This window comes from Umezawaea sp., from assembly GCF_057122925.1.
In genome coordinates this window covers 37,187-58,185 of the sequence record NZ_DBNGPQ010000052.1, presented here as the reverse complement: position 1 = coordinate 58,185, position 20,999 = coordinate 37,187, and the positions used below count along the sequence as shown (strand labels likewise).

Genomic DNA, 20,999 nt, shown 5'->3' with positions numbered 1-20,999 from the left:
GACAGGTGTCGGCAGCGGCAACTCCACCGCACTCGTGGGATTTCAGGCTGTGAGGTCGCGTCGGCAGGTCGGTCGTCGTTCCTCCGGCGTCGGCGACGACGTCCCCGACGCCGGAGGAACCACGGTCGAACCGCCGACTTCAGGCGGCCGAACCGACGTCCCCGGAGGAGCGGCCATCAGCACGGTTGAGCCAGTCGACGAGTCCGCAGACCGCGTCCTTGCAGCCCCCGCACCCCGTGGTCGCCCTGGTGGCGTCCACCAACGACGACACGGACGTGGCGCCACCCCGGTACGCGGTGACCAACTGGCCCTTGCTGACGGTGTTGCACTTGCACATCACGGCGGACGCGGGCAGGTCCGCCGGGCTGCCGGCCACCTCGGGCGTCAACGCCCTCCCCAGCAGCAACGCCAACCGGTCCGTGGGTGCCGCCAACCCCCGGTCGTACAGCTGGGTGATCGCCGCTGCGGCGTCGGGCGCGCCGATCAGGATCGCGCCGGTCACGAAGTCGTCGCGCAGCACGAGTTTCGCGTACCGGCCGCGGGCGGGGTCCTGGAACGACAGCACCTCGTGGTCCGGGCAGTCGAGGTCCACGTGCACGTCACCCAGCGCCGCCAGGTCGATGTCGCGGGCCTTCAGCCTGGTCACGACGGTCGTGCCGCGGTAGCGGGCGGCGGGTGCGACGCCGGTCAGCCGGTCGGCGAGCACGGCGGCCTGCTCCCACGCGGGCTGCACGAGTCCGGAGACCGTGCCGACGTGCTGGGCGCAGTCGCCGATGGCGTGCACGCGCGGGTCGTCGGTGCGCAGGGCGTCGTCCACGAGAACGCCCTTGTCGACGGCGATCCCGGCGTCGACGGCGATCTCCGTGACCGCCCGGACCCCGGCCGACACGACCACCAGCTCGGCGGGCACCCGGCTGCCGTCGTCGAGCGCGAGCCCGTCGCCCGCCAGGTACTTCACCGCCAGCGCGCCCAGCCGGAACTCGATGCCCAGCTCCTCCAACGACCGGGCGAGCACCCGGCCCGCGCCCGCGTCGAGCTGCCGCTCCATCAGGTGCCCCACCGGGTGCACGACGGTGACCAGGCACCCCCGCCCGGCCAGTCCCCGCGCGGCCTCCAGGCCGAGCAGCCCGCCGCCCAGCACGGCGACGGGCGTGCCGGGGCGGGCGGCGGCGATGATCTGCTCGCAGTCGTCCAGCGACCGGAACGACACCACACCGGGCGCCAGCGAGCCGTCCGGCTCCCGGAGCCCCTCCGTGGGCGGGATCCACGAGCGCGCGCCGGTGGCGAGCACCAGCGCGTCGTAGGGGATCTCCTCGTCGTCGGCCACGACCACCCGCCGGGCGCGGTCGATCGCGGTGACCGACACCCCCAGCCGCAGGTCCACGCCGTGCTCGGCGGCCCAGTCCTTCCCGTGCAACCGCACGGAGTCCGGCGTCATCGACCCCGCGACGACGCTCGACAGCAGCACCCGGTTGTAGGCCGGGTGCCGCTCCTCGCCGAGCACGGTCAGCTCCACCGTCGGATCACGGCGCAGCACCTCGTCGGCGAACCTCGCCCCGGCCATGCCGTAGCCGACCACCACGACTCGTCTCACGCTGGCTCCAATCGGACGGCGCACACCTTGAACTCGGGCATCCGGCTGGTCGGGTCCAGCGCCGGGTTGGTCAGCAGGTTCGCCCGCCCCCTGCCCGCGAAGTGGAACGGCAGGAACAGCAGGTCGATCCGCATCGAGGCCACGCACCGGACCCGCGCCTCCATCCGGCCGCGGCGGGAGACCACGGCGGCGAGCGCGCCCTCGGCGAGCCCGGCGCGGGCGGCGGTGTCCGGGTGCACCTCCACGTACGCCTCGGGCACGGCGTCGTTCAGCTCCGGCACGTTCCGGGTCTGCGCGCCGGACTGGTAGTGCTGGAGCACCCGCCCGGTCGTGAGCTGCACGGGGTACTCGGCGTCCGTCGGCTCGGCGGGCCCCCGGTGGTCGACCGGGATGAACCGGGCCAGCCCGTCGGGGTGGGCGAAGCGGTCGAGGAACACCCGCGGCGAGCTGCCGGGGCCGACCACCGGCCAGTACAGGGCCTCCCCGCTCGCCAGCCGGTCGTAGGTGGCGCCGGAGTAGTCGGCCGCGCCGCCCGCGGAGGCCGCGCGCAGCTCGGTGAACACGTCCTCCGGCTCGACCGGGAACCGGTCCTCCGGCTGGCCGAGCCGGATCGCCAGGCCCCGCAGCACGTCCAGGTCGCTGCGCACGCCCTCCGGCGGCTCGACGGCCCGCTGCCGCAGCAGGATCCGGCCTTCGAGGTTGGTCATCGTGCCGCTCTCCTCGGCCCACTGCGTGACCGGGAACACCACGTCGGCCAGCGCGGCGGTCTCGGACAGCACGAGGTCGGCCACGACCAGCAGGTCCAGGTCGGCCAGGCGGTCGGCCACGTGGTCGGAACGCGGCGCGGACACCACGACGTTGCTGCCGAACACCAGCAGTGCCTTCGGCCCGGTCGGCGTGCCGAGCGCGTCCAGCAGCTCGTAGGCGGACCGGCCGGGCCCCGGCAGGTCGTCGGGGTCGATCCCCCACACGCCGCCGACGTGCGCGCGGGCCGCCGGGTCGTCGATCTTGCGGTAGCCGGGCAGCTGGTCGGCCTTCTGGCCGTGCTCGCGCCCGCCCTGGCCGTTGCCCTGGCCGGTCAGGCACCCGTAGCCGGAGCCGCGGGTGCCCGGCAGGCCCAGCGCGAGGGCGAGGTTGATCCACGCCGACACGGCGTCCGAGCCGCTGGCGTGCTGCTCGGTGCCGCGCCCGGTGAGGACGTAGGCGTTGTCGGCGTCGGCCAGCAGCTGCACGGCCGCGCGCTGGTCGGCGACCGACACCCCGGTGACGCGCTCGACCCGTTCCGGCCACCAGCCCGCCACGACCCGCCAGGCCTCCTCGAACCCGGTCGTGCGCTCGGCCAGGTAGTCCTTGTCCAGGTGGCCGTCGGCGACCACGACGTGCAGCAGCCCCAGCGCCAGCGCCAGGTCGGTGCCGGGCGCGGGCCGCAGGTGCAGCGTCGCCAGCTCGGCGGTGGCGGAGCGGCGGGGGTCGACGACCACCAGGTTCGACCGGCGCAGGTGCTGGAGGAACGGCGGCATGGTCTCCGCCGGGTTCGACCCGACCAGCAGGATCGTGTCGGCCCCGCCCAGGTCCTCGACCGGGAACGGCATCCCGCGGTCCAGCCCGAACGCCCGCATCCCGCCCGCGGCGGCGCTCGACATGCAGAACCGGCCGTTGTAGTCGACCTGCGAGGTGGCCAGGGCGACCCGCGCGAACTTGCCCAGCGCGTACGCCTTCTCGTTCGTCAGGCCTCCGCCGCCGAACACGCCGACCGAGTCCGGCCCGTGCTCGGCCCGCAGCTCGCCGAGCCTCGCCGCCACGAGGTCGAGCGCCTCGTCCCAGCTCGCGGGCTCCAGCACGCCGCACCGTCGGACCAGCGGCGTCGTCAGCCGGGCTGGCGACGTGAGCAGCGCGGCCGACGTCCAGCCCTTCTGGCACAGGCCACCGCGGTTCGTCGGGAACTCCCGCGGCGACACCGCGCCGTCCGTCAGCGTCATCGCGCACTGGAGCGCGCAGTACGGGCAGTGGGTGTCGGTCACCCGACCGACGCTAGGAAGGGCCTGTTAACGCTGGAAGGCAGCGTGTTTCGCGGAGGGGAACTTGCCTGCTCTAGCCCCACCGGGGCGCGGTGAGGCTAGAGGACCTCGGACACCAGGTGCACCGCCCGGTCCAGCCCGCCGAGCGACTGGCGGCTCGACCTGGGGTGCAGCGCGTGCACGGCCAGCCGGAACAGCGTCGCCCGCAGCAGCACCTGCGGCCAGTCCGGCAGGTGGCCCCAGCGCTCCACGATGCCCCGGTCCGCTCCGCCCCAGGCCAGCGCGTCGACGACCACCACGGCCGCCGCCCAGCCCGCCGGACGCCAGTACGCGGCGAAGTCGATGATCGCGGGCGGCTGCGAGCCGGAGAACAGCACGTTGCCGAACAGGTCGCCGTGCACGACCTGCGGCTTCGTCGCCACCGGCTTGCGCGACACGGCCAGCACCTCGAACATCCGGCCGCCGAGGTCCGGGTCGAGGTCCGGCTTCTCCTCGCCCCACGCGCACCGGTCCGCGACGGCGAACAGGCCCGTCCGCGAGCCGAGGAACCGCGGTTTCGGCAGTTCGGCGGTCGCGTGGTGCAGGCGTTCCGCCACGGCGATCACCTCGTCGTGGCGCGGCTCGGCCCGCCCGGAGAGGTGCTTCGTCGCCGCCCAGCCGCCGACGACGTACCGGCCGTCGGTCGAGCGCAGCGGGCGGCCGATCCGCAGGTCGGGAACCGACAGCGCGTCGAGGGTCTTCGCCACCCAGGTGGCTTCGGCCGGGTTGGCCGCCGGGCGGATCGCCGCCTCACCGCAGCGCCACACTGGCCCGCCGTCGATCAACTCCGGCTCGGCGTCTCTCGCGCCGAAGGCCGCACGCACGTGCGACGGGGGCGGCTCCGGAGTTGGGGTCACGGTTCGGCACGCTACCTGCCTCCGCCGTTCAGGTGGTGGAGGTAGGCGGCCGTCACGGTGCGTGCCACATCACCCGCGGGTGAACAGCACCGCCATCGCGACGAGTCCGAACCCGCTCACCACGCACCACGAGACGAGCGCGACCGGCGACAGGTCGCCGTCCTCGCGGGCGCGCGCCACCTCGTCCAGCCGGTCGTTGAGGCGTTCGAGCGGGTAGACCGTCCAGTGCGCGAGCCGGTCCAGCAGGCGTTCGTAGGTCGAGCGGAACCGCGACAGGTTGGGCGCCACGGGGGAACCGTATCCCCGCGGACGCGGTCGTGTCCGAATTTTCCTGATCGAGGAATGTCAATCCCCTGAGCGGCCGGCGGGCCGCCCAGCGGTTCCTCCTTTTGACGGGTTGCCGGATCTGCCAGGACCCCTACTTTGGAATTGAGCCTCGCGGCTTCCCTGCGTTTTCCCTGTTTGCGAGGAGACACCCTGTGTTCAAGAAAGCATTTCTGACCGCCGCCCTGACAGCGGCTGCCGTCCTGACCCCGTTCAGCGCCGTGCAGGCCTCCGCACAGCCCGCGCCGCCCAGCGCGGCAGCGGTCACCGTGTACTACAGCACCGCCAGCGCACCCACGTTCCGGAGCGTGATCCGGCAGGGCGCGGCCAACTGGAACGCGCGCGTGACCAACGTGAAGCTGGTCGAGAACGCCTCGGCCGCCACCCTGACCTACCGCGAGGGCAACGACTCGCGCGGGTCCTACGCCAGCACCAACGGCCACGGCCGCGGGTACATCTTCATCGACTACAGCCAGGCACGGGTGTACAACCCCACCCGCATCGCGGCCCACGAGACGGGCCACGCGCTCGGGCTGCCGGACCACTACTCGGGCCCCTGCTCCGAGCTGATGTCCGGCGGTGGCCCCGGCCCGTCGTGCACGGTCGCCGTGCCGAACTCCGCCGAGGTCTCCAGGGTGAACTCCCTGTGGGCCAACGGTCTCGCGTCGACGAAGTCCGACGTCTGGACGACGACGATCTTCGACCCGTCGCTCGCACTGGCGCTCGCGGGCTGACGACCTGACCGGCCGTGGAGGGCGACACCCCTGAGGTCGCCCCCCACGGCCGGTCGCCGCGGCACCGCTCGCGCGGCGCCCCACCAGTGCGCGGAAATCGCGATCAGGGGAAAGGCTCCACCAATTCCACCCGAGCCTCGACCTGTTCCGGTTCGAGATCGTTCGACAGTTCCGGGGCCGACGTGCGGGTGATCCCGTCGAATTCACAATTGACACCGTCGAATGCGCTGTCGATGAATTCGACGATCATCAGAAGAGGCCGCCCCCCTCACGGGGAGCGGCCTCTTCGGCGGTCGGTCCGCGACCTAGTAGGTCGGCAGGCTCGGGTCGACCTCGCGGGCCCACGAGAGCACGCCGCCGCCCACGTGCACGGCGTCGGAGAAGCCCGCCTTGTGCAGTGCGGCCAGGGCCTCCGCGGACCGCGCACCCGACTTGCAGTGCAGCACGATCTGCTTGTCCTGCGGCAGCTCGGCGAACGCCTCGCCGGACAGGATCCGGTCCTTCGGGATCAGGACCGAGCCGGGGATGCGGACGATCTCGAACTCGTGCGGCTCGCGCACGTCCACGAGCAGGAAGTTCTCGCCCGCGTCCTGCTTGTGCTTGAGCTCCAGCGGCGTGATGGTGCTGCCCGCCGCCGCCTCCTGCGCGTCCGTCGAGACGACACCGCAGAACGCGTCGTAGTCGATCAGCTCGGTGATCTTCGGGCTCTCCGGGTCCTTCCGGATCTTGATGGTCCGGTAGGTCATGTCGAGCGCGTCGTAGACCATGAGCCGCCCGAGCAGCGGGTCGCCGATGCCGGTGAGCAGCTTGATCGCCTCGGTCACCATGATCGACCCGATGGACGCGCACAGCACGCCCAGCACGCCGCCCTCGGCGCACGACGGGACCATGCCCGGCGGTGGCGGCTCGGGGTAGAGGTCGCGGTAGTTCAGGCCCTGGCCGCCGGGGGCGTCGTCCCAGAAGACGCTGACCTGGCCCTCGAAGCGGAAGATCGAGCCCCACACGTAGGGCTTGCCCAGCAGCACCGCGGCGTCGTTGACCAGGTACCTGGTGGCGAAGTTGTCCGTGCCGTCCAGGATCAGGTCGTAGTCGCGGAAGATGTCGAGCGCGTTCTCCGAGTTCAGGTGCACCTGGTGCAGGTTGACCTTCACGAACGGGTTGATCTCGGCCACGGAGTCGCGAGCGGACTCGGCCTTGGGCTTGCCCACGTCGGACTGACCGTGGATGACCTGGCGCTGCAGGTTCGACTCGTCGACGATGTCGAAGTCGACAACGCCCAACGTGCCCACACCGGCCGCGGCCAGGTAGAGCAGAGCGGGACTGCCAAGGCCACCCGCGCCGACGACCAGCACCTTCGCGTTCTTCAGGCGCTTCTGCCCGTCCACCCCGACGTCCGGGATGATCAGGTGCCGGCTGTACCGGGCGACTTCTTCCTTGGTCAGCTCCGCTGCGGGCTCCACGAGCGGCGGAAGCGCCATCTGTCCTCCTCGACGAAACATGTCCTCGTAAATCGGACAACACCAGACTGCCCGTTCGTCTTCCCGGATGGGAAGTCGTCCCAACCGGTGGACGTCGCTACTTGGGCGCGACCGGGAACGCGTTCGTCGTGCAGGTCTTGCCGTCCGCCGGGACGCGGCCCTTGTTGCTCTCGTCGACCTCGTTGAGCTGGGCCACGTAGTCGTTGGACACGCCGAACGTCTGCTGCATCATCACCGGCGCGGGCGCCCCGGCCTCCTGGCACGCCTCGTGGCCGTGGCCGAGCGCGTGGCCGACCTCGTGGTTGATGGCGTACTGGCGGTAGGACGAGATGTCGTTGCTGAACGCCTTCGCGCCGCGCAGCCAGCGGGCGTTGTTGATGATGACCCGCTTGATGTTCGGGTCCCAGCACGACGACTCGTACTGGATCTGGAAGCCGCAGATCTGGTGGGTCGTGTTCGTGCTCGTCAGGCTGATCGTGAAGTCGGCCTTCGTGGTGCCGTCGACGCGCTGCATCCCGACCTCGCCGGTGCCGACCCAGCTCCGGTTGTCGGAGAGGAACGACGCGATGGTCCGCGCGAACGCGTCCTTGTCGCCGCCGTAGTCGGCGGGCTCGACGCCGTCCTCGATGGCGATGGCGTAGGTGTAGACCTTGCCCTGGCCGACCACGTCGGTCGTGCCGGGGATGACCTGCCAGGTGCCCGCGCCGTTCTCGGAGTACGCGGGGCCGTCGGGCAGCACGGCGGTCGGGATGTTCAGGTCCAGCTTCGGCGGCGGCGTCTCGGACGCCGCGGGCGGCCCCTGGTTCGTCGACGTCAGGTCGGAACGGGGCTCGGTGCCACCACCGCCACCGTCCTCGTCAGCGCCGCCACCCAGGCCCGCGGCGCCGATCTGGAACGAGGCGGGCACCGCGCTGTCCAGCACGACCAGCAGCGTCAGCACGAGCAGCACGGGGATCGCGTAGACGCGCCAGCCGTAGTTCGACACCAGGCCCGCGACGCCCGTGCGGCGCCTGCGCGGCCGGTACTCCTCGGCCTCCGCCGGGTCCGGCTCCCACGAGGCGGCCAGCGGCTCCGCGCTGGTCCGGCGCGCGCCACGGCGGTAGCGCTCCTCCGACGTCGGCGGGGCCGAGGACCGGCCGTCCGCGGACGGGTGTCGCTCGCCCGATGGGCCACGGCCTCCCTGTGTCGTCCGGTTCACCGCGTCAGGGTCCCACATCGCCCGTTCAGTGGCCTGCACACCGTCACCACGTCCCCTCCCGCACCGACTCCCACATGCCGAGCACCGCACGCGCGACGGACCTGGGCCGCTCCATCTGGGCCACGTGACCGGTGTTCGGCAGCACGAGCAGCCTGCCGCGCGGCAGCGACCGGGCCGTCCGCGGCGCCCGCCGGACGCTGATCAACCGGTCTTCGGCACCCCACACCACCAGCGACGGCGCCCGCACCAGCCGGGCGAGCCGCCACATCGACCGCTGCCCGGCCGACACCCACAGCCGTACCAGCGACAGCGTGCTCCCGTTCAGCGCCGCGTTCACCCACGGCTGCCCGCCCATCTCGGCGGCCTCCTCCATGCTCTCCACGATCCGGTGCTCCGGCACCACGTCCGGCTCGGCGAAGACGAGCCGCATCACCTGCTCGGTCCGCACGCGCGCGCCGAGCGCGTCCAGGCTGCGCTGCATGGACCGCCCGATGAACGGCAGCACCGTGAGCGGCAGCCGCGGGTCGGACACCCGGCGCAGGCTGGGCCGCAGGTCCGGCATGGCGGGCGACACGAGCGTCAGCGTCCGCACCAGGTCGGGCCGCACGGCGGCCACGATGAGGGACACGGTGCCGCCCATGGAGTTCCCGGCCAGGTGCACCGCGCCCCGGTCGAGCGACTCGATGTAGTCGATCATCGTCCGGGCGTGGCTGACCATGCTGTAGTCGTACCCGGCCTCCGGCTCCGACCGGCCGAAGCCGGGCAGGTCGGGCGAGTACCCGTCGGCGTACCCGGCGAGCTGCGTCGACAGGTCCGTCCAGTTCGTCGAGGACCCGCCGAGCCCGTGCACGTAGACGGCGGTGGCCGCCGGGTCGCCGGGCGTGCGGCGCACGAACAGCCGGTGCTCGCGAGCCGTCACGTACTCACCGGGGTACGGCCGGACGCTCGTGTCGAGCGGCGGCAGCGGCGAGGTGGACAGCGGCACACGGGTGAGGGCGGGCCGTGCCGTCTCCAACATGTCGGTCATCACTCCAGGATGCCTGGTCAGCCGCTCGCCGGACGAGATCGGGGGAAGGACCGTTCACGAAAGAGGGCTACCAGCGAGTAAGGTTGCCGTCGGGCAGCGGGGGGCACACTCCTCGCAGGCTCTGCGATGACCTGGCTGGAGGCACGATGACGGAGACGGCCCAGACTGCGGTTGGGCACCAGAGCAGCACCCCGGCCGGACGCGGAGTGCGGCTCCCGCGCACCGCGCGCCGCGCCCAACTGCTCACCGCGGCGCAGGACGTGTTCGTGACGAACGGCTACCACGCCGCCGCGATGGACGAGATCGCCGAACGCGCGGGCGTCAGCAAACCCGTTCTGTACCAACACTTTCCGGGGAAGCTGGAGCTGTACATGGCGCTCCTCGACTCCCACGTGGACGAACTCGTGGCCAGGGTCCGCGGCGCCATCGGGTCCAGCACGGACAACAAGCTCCGCGTGCACGCGGCGGTGGCCGCGTTCTACGACTTCGTGGACGGCGAGGGCCAGGCGTTCCGCATGGTCTTCGAATCGGACCTCCGCGGCGAACCGGCGGTGGCCAAAGCGGTGGAGCGAGCCACCACGGACAGCGTGGACGCCATCACCGAGACCATCACGGCGGACGCGGGCCTGGACGAAGCGCGGGCGAGACTGCTGGCGACGGGCCTGGTGGGCCTGAGCCAGGTAACCGCGAGGGCCTGGCTGGCGGACAACCGCAAGGTCCCGAAGGAAGAAGCGGTGAACCTCATCTCGAACCTCGCCTGGCGAGGCATCGGCGGCGGCTTCCCCCTCCAGCACTGAAGAAGAACGAACAACGAGAGGGTCGCAGGCAACAGCCTGCGACCCTCTCGCCACGAAAGCCGGACCCACCACAAACCCAGGACGAGCGCCCTGGAGCAGTGGCCACCCGGTCCCCGAGGACCAGCAGCCACCCGATCCCCTGGAACCGGCAGCCACCCGATCCCCTGGAACCAGCGGCTACCCGATCCGACAGAACCAGCAGCCGGATCCGACGGGCCCAGCAGCAACCCGGAGCCCCAAGCCCCCTCACAAAAACCGCCGAATCCGCTCCCCCACCTCCCCCGCCCTCTCCATGGGCAACATGTGCCCAGCTCCTGGGAGAACGACCAACTCAGCCTGCGGCAACTCCCCGGCGACAACACGGGCATGCCGAACCGGGGTCAGCAAATCCGCCCCACCCGCCAGCACAACAGCGGGCACCCTGGCCAGCTCCGCCAACGCCTTGCCCCGGTCGTGCGCGGCCACCTCGTTCCGGAAGTCCACGAAAGCGCCCCCGGCACACCGCGCGATCATCCTCGACGCGGCCACCACGTCCTTCCACGAGGCCCGCCGCCCGAACAGCATCCACCGCAGCCCCACCGGCATCACGCGCGCGAACCCCAGCACCGCCCGGCGGCCCAGCCACCGCCCCAGCACCCTCTCCGCGGCCCGCACCGGCGGCAGCCCACCGCTGGACGTCGCCACGAACACCGCGCCGCGCACCCGGTCGTACACCGCGGGGTGCCGCTCGGCGAGCGCCATCATCGTCATGCCGCCCATCGAGTGCCCGACCAGGACGAGTTCACCGTCCGGCGCGCACGCCTCCAGCACCTCGGCCAGGTCGTCGGCGAGCTGGTCGAGCGTCCGCACCGTCCCACCGCCGGACGCGCCGTGCCCGCGGTGGTCGTACCGCAGCACCCGCCCCGGCAGAGCGTCCGCGACCCGGTCCCACGACGTCAGGTCCAGCGTCCACCCGTGCAGCAGCACCACCGTCACGTCGGACGGCGGGCCGCTCACCACCACGTTCAACGTGGTTCCGTCCGAGACCCTCACGGCAGCAGGAACGAGCGTCGCCACGCGCGCATCCCCGGCTTCCCCACGAGCCCTACCTCGTCCAGGAACTTCATGATCCGCTCCCCCGACCACCTGATCGTCTCCTGCCAGGCCGGGTTCCCCAGCGCGGCCCGGTGCGCCTCGTCCACGTCCAGCCCGACGGCGGCGTAGGCCTTCGGGTTGATGATGCTGCGGGTGATGAACATGGCCACGGTGGCCAGCAGCCACCGCTGGTACGGCAGCTCCGCCTTCGACACCGACGCCATCCCCCGCACCACCTCCTCCCGCGCGAACCGCACGTGCCGCGCCTCCTCCAGCACGTGGATCCGGTTCACCATCCGCACCAGCGGCTGCACCGTCTCGTCGGCCATCGTCTCGCGCTGCAACCGGTCGAGCACCTCCTCGGCGACCAGGATCGACCCGTACAGGGCGGGCCCGTACCCGATGACCGGCAGCAGCCGCCCCAGGCGGTGCACGTGGGCGGGAGGCCCGTAGGGCGGGCACCCGATCCGGTCCACCATGCGCGCGAACATCGTCGAGTGGCGGCACTCGTCGGCGATCTCGGTCAGCGCGTACTGGACGTGCATCGTCGTCGGGTCCGACCGGTAGACCTCCTTGAGCAGCATCTGCATCAGGAGCACCTCGAACCACAGCCCGACGCTCGCGATGCTCGCGATCTCGTGCTTGCTCAGCTCGACGCGCTGGTCCTCGCTCATCCGGTCCCACAGCGGCGTGCCGTAGAGCGAGCAGCGGTGCTCCGGCGTGTACCGCAGGCCGTCGACCAGCGGCGCGGCCCAGTCGATGTCCACGTCGGGGTCGTAGAACTTGTCTGCCGAGGAGTTGAGCAGCCGTTCCGCGGTCTTCTCGCGATCGGCGACCTTCAAGGGCCTCGTCATCAGGTCCTCCGCATGGAGTAAGTGTTACTTGAGGTAACGGTTACTTCTGGTAGCGTGCGTCACATGGCTCGCACTGTCAAGGGTGGTTCGGACGCACGCCGCGAACGGTGGAAGGGGCACCGCGAGGCCAGGCGTGCGGAGTTCGTCGAGGCGACGATCAGGGCGGTCGCCAAGCACGGTCCCGACGTGGGCATGGACGAGATCGCGACCGAGGCGGGCGTCAGCAAGCCCGTCCTCTACCGGCACTTCGCCGACAAGTCCGACCTCTACCTCGCCGTCGGCCGTCGCGGCACCGACATGCTCATGGACCGCCTCGGCCCGGCCATCGAGAAGGACGGCCCGATCCGCGACCGGATCCGCGGCATCGTCGACGCCTACCTGTGCGTCATCGAGGAGAACCCCAACCTCTACCGCTTCGTCGTGCGCGGCTCGTTCACCGACCGCCCGGTGGAGCAGGACGTCGTCCACGAGGACAAGGCCCTGATCGCCGCGAACCTGGCCCGCATCCTCGGCGACTACCTGCGCGCGTTCGACATGGACTCCGGCGGCGCGGAACCGTGGGCGCACGCGCTGGTCGGCATGGTCCAGAACGCGGGCGACTGGTGGCTGGACCGCCAGTCGATGAGCAGGCAGAGCCTCAGCGAGTACCTGGCCACCATCATCTGGCACGCCATCGACGGCCTGCTCCGCTCGGCGAACATCACCGTCGACCCGGACACGCCCCTGCCGGGCAGCGTCTTCACCACCGGACCGACCTTGCGCCTGATCAACTCGGAGGAAGCGTGAGCGCCGACGAAGAGGGCTACACCGGCAGGGCGGAACTGCTGGCGGACGGCCAGACGATCGAGGTGGACGTGGACCTGAGGGGCTTCTTCCAGCCGATCGACGGCCGCTACCACTGGTACGGCCGGATAGCCGCGAACGCCCAGGTGACCACCCTCGCCGAATCGGGCACCAGAACGGCCCTGCTGCGCACCCCGACGGGCGAGGCGCAGGGTGCCCTGACCGACCCGGACCCGTGGCACCGCTACCGGGTGAGCGGCACCAGCACCCCACCGTTCAAGGTCGACTGACAGACGACTGACAGAGGTCCTCCAAAGGTGAGGACCCCAACCAACCTGACCGTGCCCAACGCAAGCGTGACCGGTTTTACCAGGGGATTCGCCCCTCACCCTTGTTGATCGGGCAGGCCACCGCCCCTGCCCGCAAGCCCGATCGAGGGACCCCGAGCCGAACCGGCCACACCACAACGGCACGGGCGGACAACTGGCAACACACCCCACAAATGCCACAAGGGACCACCCGATCAGGTGATCCCTTGTGCAGGAAAAGCCTAGTCCCCCGAAGCGAACCCGACCCGACGCGTGTCGCTGGGCCCGATCTCGACGTAGGAGATGCGCGTCGTGGGCACCACGAACCGGGCACCCTTCTGGTCCACCAGCACGAGCTGGCCGCTCTGCTCCTTGAACGCGACGGCGACCAGCGACTCAACCTCGTCAGGGGTGAGACCGCTGGACACGACGAGCTCCCGCGGGCTGTCCGCGATGCCGACCCTGACCTCCACGCTGACCTCCGTGCACAAAGATTCGACGCTCAACCGGCTAACCGGCGACCATGACCGACATCAACCCTAGCCGAGCCCGAGGTTCCCCATGCGCCGCGTGTGGCTCTGCTGGAGCCGCCGGAACAGGCCGGCGATGCCCGCGAGGTCGCCCGATCCTCGGATGATCAGCTCGGCGAGCCCGTCGCGTTCGGCCACCACGTACTGGGCCTGCGTCAACGCCTCTCCGAGCAGCCTGCGGCCCCAGAGCGTGAGCCGGTCCTTCAGCTTCGGGTCGGCCGCGCAGGCGGCGCGGACTTCGCGCTCGGCGAACGCGGAGTGGCCCGTGTCGTCGAGCACGGCGAGCACCAGCGCCTTGGTGCCCTCGTCGAGCCACTCGGCGATCTCGCGGTAGAAATCGGCGGCCAGACCGTCGCCGACGTAGGCCTTGACCAGTGACTCGTGCCACGACCGGGGGGCCGTGGACGCGTGGAAGTTGTCGAAGCCGGCGACGAACGGGCGCATCACGTCCTCGATCACCACACCGCGCTCGGCGAGGTAGCGCTCCAGCTGCGCGTAGTGGCCGATCTCGGCCGCCGCCATCGCCGAGAGGTCGGCCCTGCCCGCCAGAGTCGGTGCTGTGCGGGCATCTTCCGCCAGCCGGTCGAACGCCGACAGCTCGCCGTACGCGAGCGCGCCGAGCAGGTCGACGACACCTTCCTCAACGCTTCCGCCCTCGACGACCCCGGCCGTCTCCGCCTCGCTCATGGGTCCGAGCCTAGTCGGGCGCGGTGTTGCGCGGCGGTGACCGGCAGGTCTCGGTCGGTGGTCGAAGTCGCGTGGAAACCCCGAACGACGTGCCCGGCGGGTAGACTCGCTCTTTGACGCCCGGCGGTCGACGCTGCGCGGCCCAGGTCGGCATGCCTGCCGACGGGCTCGCGGCAGTGGAGGAGCCGCGGTTGCAGATCACGGCGGCATGGTGCCGCCACGTGAGGGTGCGCGCACAAACCTCGCTGGCCCTCCCGCTCCACGCCCGGCCACTCCCGATCCGGCCCGCTGGCGGTGGTGCGGTCGAGAGGCCCGTCCAGGGCCCGTGCGCGCTGGTATGAGAGAGGCGATCACCCTGACCGCTAGCGATGAAGACCTGACCAATCTCGACCCGGTGGCACTGGAGCACAGCGAGGCCGGTGTCCCCGACGAGGACACCTCGCAGCCGCTGATGGCCAACGCGCCCGTCGAGAACACCGCCCCGACGTTCGCCGAGCTGGGGGTGCGCGAGGAGATCGTGCGCGCGCTCGGCGAGGCGGGCATCGAACGCACGTTCGCGATCCAGGAGCTGACCCTCCCGCTCGCGCTGGCGGGTGACGACGTCATCGGCCAGGCCCGCACGGGCACCGGCAAGACGCTGGGCTTCGGCATCCCGCTGCTCCAGCGCATCGTCTCCCCCGGCGACGGCACGCCCCAGGCGCTCGTGGTGGTCCCGACCCGCGAGCTGTGCCTCCAGGTCACCCGCGACCTGACCGAAGCCGCGAAGTACCTCGACATCACCGTCCTGGCGATCTACGGCGGCCGTCCCTACGAGCCCCAGATCGCGGCGCTGCGCAAGGGCGTCGACGTGGTCGTCGGCACGCCCGGCCGCCTGCTCGACCTGGCCGAGCAGCGCCACCTGGTGCTCGGGAAGGTCCGCAACCTCGTCCTGGACGAGGCGGACGAGATGCTCGACCTGGGCTTCCTGCCCGACATCGAGCGCGTGCTGCGCATGGTCCCGGACGAGCGCCAGACGATGCTGTTCTCGGCGACCATGCCGGGCCCGATCATCACGCTCGCGCGCACGTTCCTCACCCAGCCCACGCACATCAGGGCCGAGGAGAACGACGCCAGCGCGATCCACGAGCGCACGGAGCAGTTCGTCTACCGCGCGCACGCGCTGGACAAGGTGGAGCTGCTGGCCCGCCTGCTCCAGGCGAAGGACCGCGGCCTCTCGATGATCTTCACGCGCACCAAGCGGACCGCGCAGAAGATCTCCGACGACCTCGCCGAGCGCGGTTTCGCCGCGGCGGCGGTGCACGGCGACCTCGGTCAGGGCGCCCGTGAGCAGGCGCTGCGCGCGTTCCGCGCGGGCAAGGTGGACGTGCTGGTCGCGACGGACGTCGCCGCGCGCGGCATCGACGTGGCGGGCGTGACGCACGTCGTCAACTACCAGTGCCCCGAGGACGAGAAGACCTACGTGCACCGCATCGGCCGCACGGGTCGCGCGGGCCGCACGGGCGTCGCGGTCACGTTCGTCGACTGGGACGAGGAGCCGCGCTGGAAGTCGATCAGCGACGCGCTGAACCTCGGCAAGCCGGAGCCGGTGGAGACGTACTCGACGTCGGACCACCTGTTCACGGACCTGGACATCCCGCCGAGTTCGACGGGCAGGCTGCCGCTGGGCCAGCGGACCCGCACCGGTCTGGACTCGGAGCCCGAGGAAGACCTCAAGGGCGACAAGAAGGGCGGCGCGCGCAAGCGGAGCCGCAGCCGCACGACGCGCTCCGGCGGTTCGTCCGCGGGCACCGAGCAGCAGGCGAGCACGTCGAGCACCCCCGCGACGAAGACCGCCGAACCGGGTGAGGAGGACGGCCAGCGCCGTCCCCGCAGGCGGCGCAGCCGCGGCGGCGCACCGGTCACGGGCGAAACCGCAGCTCAGGCCCCCGAGGCAGTGGCGGAGAGCGCGCCGGGCGAGAACGGCGAGCGTCCCGCGAGGCGCCGCAGGCGGCGGCGCGCGGGCGGCGAGTCGGGCGGAAACCCGGAGGCGGCTGCGAACGACGCCGTGTCCTCGGCAGACTGACACCTGACGCGAGCGGTGCACGAACGAACGATCGGGAGCCAGGCAGTGGGACAGTCGGAGCAGGTCGAGGATTCCGCACTCCTGGCTCCCGAGTCGAACGGGGCTACACCTCCGCCCGAGGACGTGCTGGTCGCGCCCTCGGCGGACACCCCGGAGCCCCCTCCGGACCTGCCCGAGCGGTCGTTCCGCACGCGCGGGGACTTCATCGCCGCCGCGCTGCTGGCGGTGGTCGTCCTGGTGACGGGGTCGCTCGTGTACCTGTTCAGCGACGCGCGGGCGACGACGTCCGAGACGACCTCCGCGCCCGCGCCCGAACTGCCGGTGGCCGACAAGCTGCCGCCGTCGCTCGCCGAGATCTGGCGGGCGCCCAGCGGCGGCACCCAGGCGCCGACGTGGATCGGCAGCGTCGTCGTGACCGGCGACGGTGGCGAGGTCGTCGGCCGCGACCCGCTGAGCGGCGACGTCCGCTGGCGCTACCGCCGCGACCTGCCGCTGTGCACGATCACCGCGGCCTGGGACAAGGCGCTGGTGTCCTACAGCAAGGGCACCGGCTGCTCCGAGATCACCTCGCTGGACCCCGTGAGCGGCGCTCGCGGCCCCCAGCGCAACGGTGACGCCGAGCTGGGTTCGCGCCTGCTCACCGAGGGCTCGCACGTCCTGACCACCGGCAAGGAGTACGTCGAGGTCTACCGCAAGGACGACCTGGTCCGCTCCCTGGAGTACGGCAAGCTGCGGGCCATCGTGAACCCGAACAAGCAGCCCCGCACCGGCTGCGAGTACAGCTCCTTCGCCGTCACGACCGGCAAGATCGCGATGATCGAGCGCTGCTACGCGAACGACCCGTCGGACCGCCTCACCGTGCTGAAGCCCAACCCGGAGAAGTCGGACTCCCCCGAGGTCATCAGCAGCGTCGTGCTCGGCACCAAGGGCGCCCGCGTCGTCGCCGTGACGACCAACCGCGTCGCCGTCGCCACGCCCGGCACCCCCGCCAAGCTGTCCGTGTTCGACGCCGACACCGGCGGCCTGGTCAACGAGTACCCGCTGGACCTGCCCGAATCCGACCTCGCGGGCGACGCGCCCGGCGGCGTCGTGCCGATCACCGTCAGCACGGCGAACGTCTACTGGTTCACCGGGTCCCGCACGATCGCCCTGTCGCTGGAAGACCTCGGTCCGAAGTGGACCGCGCAGGACACGATCGGCGCGGGCAGCACCCTGGCGGGCCAGGTCCTGATCCCCGTCGAGGACGGCCTCAAGGTGCTCGACCAGCTGACCGGCACCGAGATCGGCACGGTCCCGGTGAACCGCAAGGGCTACGAGGGCAGCATCCAGTCCAGCACGATCGGCCCGGTGGTCCTGGAGCAACGCGGCGGCACCCTGGTGGCCCTGCGCTGACGGTCGCGGTTCACCAGACCGAACCAGCCCCGTTGCGGCAGACTGAAGCCGTGTACTCGCAGATCAGCCCCCACCGCGCCAGCAGGGTCGACCTGCCGGGCCGCTACGGTCCGGTGGCGGCCTTGCGCGCCACCCCGGTAGGCACCGACCTGGGTGCCACGGCCCTGCTCGTACCGGGCTTCACCGGTTCCAAGGAGGACTTCGCCCCGCTGGTCGACCCGCTGTCGGACTCCGGTCTGGACGTCGTGGCGATCGACCTGCCGGGCCAGTACGAATCAGCGGGCCCGACGGCGGAAGCCGACTACCGGCCGTCGGTGCTGGGAGAAGCACTGGCGGAACTGGCGGCGAAACTGGCGGCCGAGGGCCGTCGGGTCCTCCTGCTCGGTCATTCCTTCGGCGGACTGGTGGCACGCGGCGCGGTGTTCGCGGGCGCCCCGATCGCCGGTCTGACCCTGATGTCCTCCGGTGCCGGTGAACTCCCCTCGGGTGAACGCCGAACCGCCCTGGACCACAGCGAGATCATCATGCGGGAATTGGGCGTGGAAGCGGCGCAGAAGATCGCGGAGCAGAGTTCCTCGCGAAGCCCGAAATGGCAGAACCCGCCGGAGCGGCTCCGTGCGCTCCTGCGAGACCGCTTCCTGAAATCGGCTCCGCAGAGTCTGCTGGGCATGGGGGCGGCGATCCGCACGGAGCCGGACCTGGTGGCGAAACTGGCCCGCACCCTGCGCACGGCGCAGGTCCCCTGCCTGGTCGTGTGCGGGGAGGCGGACGATGCCTGGTCACCGGCGGGCCAACGAGACATGGCAGAACGCCTGGACGCGGACTTCGCGGTACTACCGGGGGCGATCCACTCACCGAACACGGAAACGCCGGAAGCCCTGCTGACCACCCTGCTGCCCACCTGGCGTGCGTGGCTCACGTCGTGACGTGCTTCGCGTCGTGACGTGGTTCGCGACGGTAGGTGGTTCGCGACGGTAGGTGGAGTTGATCGGGCAGGCCGCCGCTTCTGTTGGCAAGTTCGATCGAGGGGGTCTGGGTCGTTCCCTTCCACCACCCCGCTCGCGCGATTGTCTCGTACGGTTTCCGGAGTTTGTCAAGGCGGGAAAGATGCCTTGACAAACTCCGGAAACCGTGAGGTCGCTTGTCGACCGGGGCGGTGGAGGGTGGGAGGTTTGAGGCTCCGGGTTGGGTGGTGGGGCTGGTTGGCAGGGGATGCCTTGAAAAGGTGGCCCGGTTGCGTTGTCGTGTTTGGAGGTGCCTCGGCTCCGTCGCCGAGCTTGAAAAGGTGGCCCAGTTGCGTTGCCGTGTTTGGAGGTGCCTCGGCTCCATTGCCGGGCTGAAGGTCGCTCGGCTTCGTCGCCGTGACTGGAGGTGGCCCAGTTGCGTTGCCGTGCTTCGGGTTTGGGCGGGTTGAGAGTCCCGCCGTGAAGGTGCCTCGGCTCCGTTGCCGTGCCTCGTCGTGGGCTCGGTGGGAGTCCCGCCCTGGTGGTCCACGCCTGTGCGGTGTCGGGCTGCGGGTCGGGCTTCGCCCTCGCCTCGGGTGTGCCGGTCCCGTTGGCCCCTCTGGTCATGCGCCGGCAGCGACTGCGGTCGGTGAGGCCTCAGGCCCACCAGTAGATCCACAAGCCCGTGAAGCCCACCAGCAGCACTCCGAGTGAGAACAGGGCCGCTGTCCAGCCTCGGCGTCTGTCCGCGAAGATCTGGCAGACGACGGCCAGTGCCGCCACCACCCAGTGGCCGATCACCACTCCCCACCCGAGGCCCGGCAGGTTTCGGCCTCCCGCGTACCACTGCACCGCCACCGTCGCCACGGCCAGCAGCACCAGACCCACCGCGAACGCCCCGCTGATGCCGCGCCAGGCGCGCGCGACGAGTCGTTCGCGGCGCGGTCTCGCTTCGGGTGTGTGGAGTTCAACCGTGATCGGTTCGCTCATGAAGCCTCCTCAGGGTGCGAGCATGGCCCACGGGTCCAGCGAGGGTGCGGCCTGCTGGCCTTCCGGGCAGCTGCGCCGGAAGTCGCACCAGGTGCACTGCCTGCCGGTGCGCGGCGGGAACAGGATTTCCGGGTCTCCGCCGGCGGCCAAGGTATCGGCTGCCAGGCTCAGCTCGTCAGCGGCTTCCTCCGCCCGCGACACGTGCCTGCCCAGGCTCTCGTCGGTGTGGTCCCACGCCGAGACGGTCCCGGTCGGCAGGTGGTGCAGTTCGACGCGGTGGCAGGGCTTGCGGAGCGTCCGCCGCGCGGCGAGCGCGTAGAGCGCCAAGGCCAACGAACCACGGGCGTCGTCGACCGTCAACGCGTGCCTACCGGTCTTGTAGTCGACGATGACGAGTTCGCCGTCGCGCAGGTCGATGCGGTCCACCCGGCCCTCGGCGACGATCTTCGACGTCGAGGTGGAGACCCAGCGCTCGATCCCGACGGGCTCGATGGTCGTGTCCAGCTCGCTCACGTAGTCGCGCACCCAGCCGTCCGCGCGCTCGCGGTAGACCGCCGCCTGCTGGGCGTCGCGGAAGCCGTCGTCCTTCCACTGCCGGTGCACCAGCGCCACGGCCTGGTCCGGGGTGCGCTTGGCGGCGGGCAGGTCGAACAGGGCCTTCAACGCGTTGTGCACCACCGCGCCCAACGTGTTGTGCGCCCACGCTCCGCCGCGCGGTGGCGTGGGCCTGTCCAGGTACGCCATGCGGTACCGGCGTGGGCAGTCCGCCCAGTTGGCCAGCTTCGACGGCGTCACCCGAACGAGCTTGCGCGGCAAGCTTCCGAAATCGAACCCGAGCTGCTCCTGCACCCGGCCAAGGCTACGCAAGGACACCGACAGTGCCGCCACGAGCACCCACCGGCAGGATGTCGACATGGAGATCTGGCACAACCCGCGCTGCTCGAAGTCCCGCGCCGCCAAGCAGGCGCTGGACGCCGCGACCATCGACCACGTCGAGCGCCGCTACCTCGACGACGCCCCGACGGCCGTCGAAATCGCGGCCGTGCTGGACAAGATGGGCGCCGAGCCGTGGGACATCACCCGGCTCGGCGAGGCCCGCGCCAAGGAGCTCGGGCTGGCGACGCTCGCCCGTGACCGCGACGCCTGGCTGGAGGTGCTGGCGGCGAACCCGGTCCTCATCGAGCGCCCGATCGTCATCACGGACACCACGGCGTTCGTCGCCCGGACGGACGAGGCGCTCGCGTCGCTGCGGTGACGGTCGGGCCCGGAGGCACGGCCGACCGGGTGATCACCCGGAAGACCCTGGTAC

22 protein-coding genes are annotated in these 20,999 nt (G+C 71.3%); 8 read left to right on the top strand and 14 right to left on the bottom strand.

Translation table 11 applies throughout. The features are described from left to right. Window positions 1-139 precede the first annotated feature (139 nt). From AC156L_RS11410 to AC156L_RS11395, 4 genes are all read right to left on the bottom strand, one after another. Window positions 140-1,594 (bottom strand): FAD-dependent oxidoreductase, encoded by a 1,455-nt coding sequence (locus tag AC156L_RS11410; protein ID WP_330880653.1) that lies wholly within the window; start codon window positions 1,592-1,594, stop codon window positions 140-142. After that, the gene (locus tag AC156L_RS11405; RefSeq protein WP_330880707.1) at window positions 1,591-3,573 is read right to left on the bottom strand and encodes a molybdopterin oxidoreductase family protein; all 1,983 of its coding nucleotides are present in this window, start codon (window positions 3,571-3,573) and stop codon (window positions 1,591-1,593) included. Before AC156L_RS11405 ends, AC156L_RS11410 begins: the two co-directional genes overlap by 4 nt. Before the next feature lie 137 nt (window positions 3,574-3,710). Further along, window positions 3,711-4,508 (bottom strand): TIGR02569 family protein, encoded by a 798-nt coding sequence (locus tag AC156L_RS11400; RefSeq protein ID WP_330880651.1) that lies wholly within the window; start codon window positions 4,506-4,508, stop codon window positions 3,711-3,713. A 69-nt stretch (window positions 4,509-4,577) separates the two neighbouring features. Next, a complete protein-coding gene (locus AC156L_RS11395; RefSeq protein ID WP_330880649.1) occupies window positions 4,578-4,796 on the bottom strand; it encodes a hypothetical protein in 219 nt (72 codons plus the stop codon). A gap of 191 nt (window positions 4,797-4,987) precedes the next feature. Here AC156L_RS11395 and AC156L_RS11390 point away from each other — a divergent pair, with 191 nt between their 5' ends. Next, window positions 4,988-5,566 carry a snapalysin family zinc-dependent metalloprotease gene (locus AC156L_RS11390; protein ID WP_414720093.1) on the top strand — a complete coding sequence of 193 codons (579 nt, stop codon included), beginning with the start codon at window positions 4,988-4,990 and terminating at the stop codon, window positions 5,564-5,566. A 103-nt stretch (window positions 5,567-5,669) separates the two neighbouring features. On the opposite strand, the gene AC156L_RS11385 is transcribed toward AC156L_RS11390, so the two are convergent. The 4 genes from AC156L_RS11385 to AC156L_RS11370 form a co-directional block, all read right to left on the bottom strand. Then, on the bottom strand, window positions 5,670-5,816 hold the full coding sequence (locus AC156L_RS11385; RefSeq protein WP_330880647.1) for a hypothetical protein: 147 nt from the start codon (window positions 5,814-5,816) through the stop codon (window positions 5,670-5,672). A 55-nt stretch (window positions 5,817-5,871) separates the two neighbouring features. Then, entirely contained in the window at window positions 5,872-7,044 is a 1,173-nt protein-coding gene (gene moeZ / locus AC156L_RS11380; protein ID WP_330880644.1) for an adenylyltransferase/sulfurtransferase MoeZ, read from the bottom strand. A 97-nt stretch (window positions 7,045-7,141) separates the two neighbouring features. Beyond that, on the bottom strand, window positions 7,142-8,242 hold the full coding sequence (locus AC156L_RS11375; RefSeq protein ID WP_330880642.1) for a DUF3152 domain-containing protein: 1,101 nt from the start codon (window positions 8,240-8,242) through the stop codon (window positions 7,142-7,144). Window positions 8,243-8,285: 43 nt separating this feature from the next. Further along, the gene (locus tag AC156L_RS11370) at window positions 8,286-9,269 is read right to left on the bottom strand and encodes an alpha/beta fold hydrolase (RefSeq protein ID WP_330880640.1); all 984 of its coding nucleotides are present in this window, start codon (window positions 9,267-9,269) and stop codon (window positions 8,286-8,288) included. A gap of 146 nt (window positions 9,270-9,415) precedes the next feature. Between AC156L_RS11370 and AC156L_RS11365 the strand changes: the two genes are divergently transcribed. Further along, a complete protein-coding gene (locus tag AC156L_RS11365; RefSeq protein WP_330880638.1) occupies window positions 9,416-10,066 on the top strand; it encodes a TetR/AcrR family transcriptional regulator in 651 nt (216 codons plus the stop codon). Between the two features lie 246 nt (window positions 10,067-10,312). Here AC156L_RS11365 and AC156L_RS11360 read toward each other — a convergent pair whose 3' ends face one another. Both AC156L_RS11360 and AC156L_RS11355 read right to left on the bottom strand, forming a co-directional pair. Beyond that, entirely contained in the window at window positions 10,313-11,068 is a 756-nt protein-coding gene (locus tag AC156L_RS11360; RefSeq protein WP_330880703.1) for an alpha/beta fold hydrolase, read from the bottom strand. Between the two features lie 26 nt (window positions 11,069-11,094). Continuing rightward, complete coding sequence (locus AC156L_RS11355; protein ID WP_330880636.1) at window positions 11,095-11,994, bottom strand: AurF N-oxygenase family protein; 900 nt, start codon at window positions 11,992-11,994, stop codon at window positions 11,095-11,097. Between the two features lie 63 nt (window positions 11,995-12,057). Here AC156L_RS11355 and AC156L_RS11350 point away from each other — a divergent pair, with 63 nt between their 5' ends. Both AC156L_RS11350 and AC156L_RS11345 read left to right on the top strand, forming a co-directional pair. Then, on the top strand, window positions 12,058-12,780 hold the full coding sequence (locus AC156L_RS11350; protein ID WP_330880634.1) for a TetR/AcrR family transcriptional regulator: 723 nt from the start codon (window positions 12,058-12,060) through the stop codon (window positions 12,778-12,780). Continuing rightward, window positions 12,777-13,067: a DUF4873 domain-containing protein gene (locus tag AC156L_RS11345; protein ID WP_330880632.1), complete on the top strand. Its 291-nt coding sequence runs from the start codon at window positions 12,777-12,779 to the stop codon at window positions 13,065-13,067. The genes AC156L_RS11350 and AC156L_RS11345 overlap by 4 nt, the downstream gene beginning before the upstream one ends. 260 nt (window positions 13,068-13,327) lie before the next feature. On the opposite strand, the gene AC156L_RS11340 is transcribed toward AC156L_RS11345, so the two are convergent. Further along, on the bottom strand, window positions 13,328-13,558 hold the full coding sequence (locus AC156L_RS11340) for a DUF3107 domain-containing protein (RefSeq protein WP_330880630.1): 231 nt from the start codon (window positions 13,556-13,558) through the stop codon (window positions 13,328-13,330). 66 nt (window positions 13,559-13,624) lie between these two features. Beyond that, window positions 13,625-14,302 (bottom strand): ferritin-like fold-containing protein, encoded by a 678-nt coding sequence (locus AC156L_RS11335; RefSeq protein WP_330880628.1) that lies wholly within the window; start codon window positions 14,300-14,302, stop codon window positions 13,625-13,627. 337 nt (window positions 14,303-14,639) lie between these two features. Between AC156L_RS11335 and AC156L_RS11330 the strand changes: the two genes are divergently transcribed. From AC156L_RS11330 to AC156L_RS11320, 3 genes are all read left to right on the top strand, one after another. Further along, the gene (locus AC156L_RS11330; RefSeq protein WP_330880626.1) at window positions 14,640-16,364 is read left to right on the top strand and encodes a DEAD/DEAH box helicase; all 1,725 of its coding nucleotides are present in this window, start codon (window positions 14,640-14,642) and stop codon (window positions 16,362-16,364) included. Window positions 16,365-16,487: 123 nt separating this feature from the next. Beyond that, entirely contained in the window at window positions 16,488-17,756 is a 1,269-nt protein-coding gene (locus AC156L_RS11325; protein ID WP_330880624.1) for an Rv3212 family protein, read from the top strand. Between the two features lie 50 nt (window positions 17,757-17,806). Beyond that, the gene (locus AC156L_RS11320) at window positions 17,807-18,682 is read left to right on the top strand and encodes an alpha/beta fold hydrolase (RefSeq protein WP_330880622.1); all 876 of its coding nucleotides are present in this window, start codon (window positions 17,807-17,809) and stop codon (window positions 18,680-18,682) included. 675 nt (window positions 18,683-19,357) lie between these two features. Here AC156L_RS11320 and AC156L_RS11315 read toward each other — a convergent pair. Next, window positions 19,358-19,690, bottom strand: a complete 333-nt coding sequence (locus tag AC156L_RS11315) for a hypothetical protein (protein WP_330880620.1) — start codon at window positions 19,688-19,690, stop codon at window positions 19,358-19,360. A gap of 9 nt (window positions 19,691-19,699) precedes the next feature. Next, the gene (locus AC156L_RS11310; protein WP_330880617.1) at window positions 19,700-20,539 is read right to left on the bottom strand and encodes a RecB family exonuclease; all 840 of its coding nucleotides are present in this window, start codon (window positions 20,537-20,539) and stop codon (window positions 19,700-19,702) included. Between the two features lie 64 nt (window positions 20,540-20,603). On the opposite strand from AC156L_RS11310, the gene AC156L_RS11305 reads away from it, so the two are divergent. Next, entirely contained in the window at window positions 20,604-20,945 is a 342-nt protein-coding gene (locus AC156L_RS11305; RefSeq protein ID WP_330880615.1) for an ArsC/Spx/MgsR family protein, read from the top strand. Window positions 20,946-20,999: the final 54 nt, after the last annotated feature.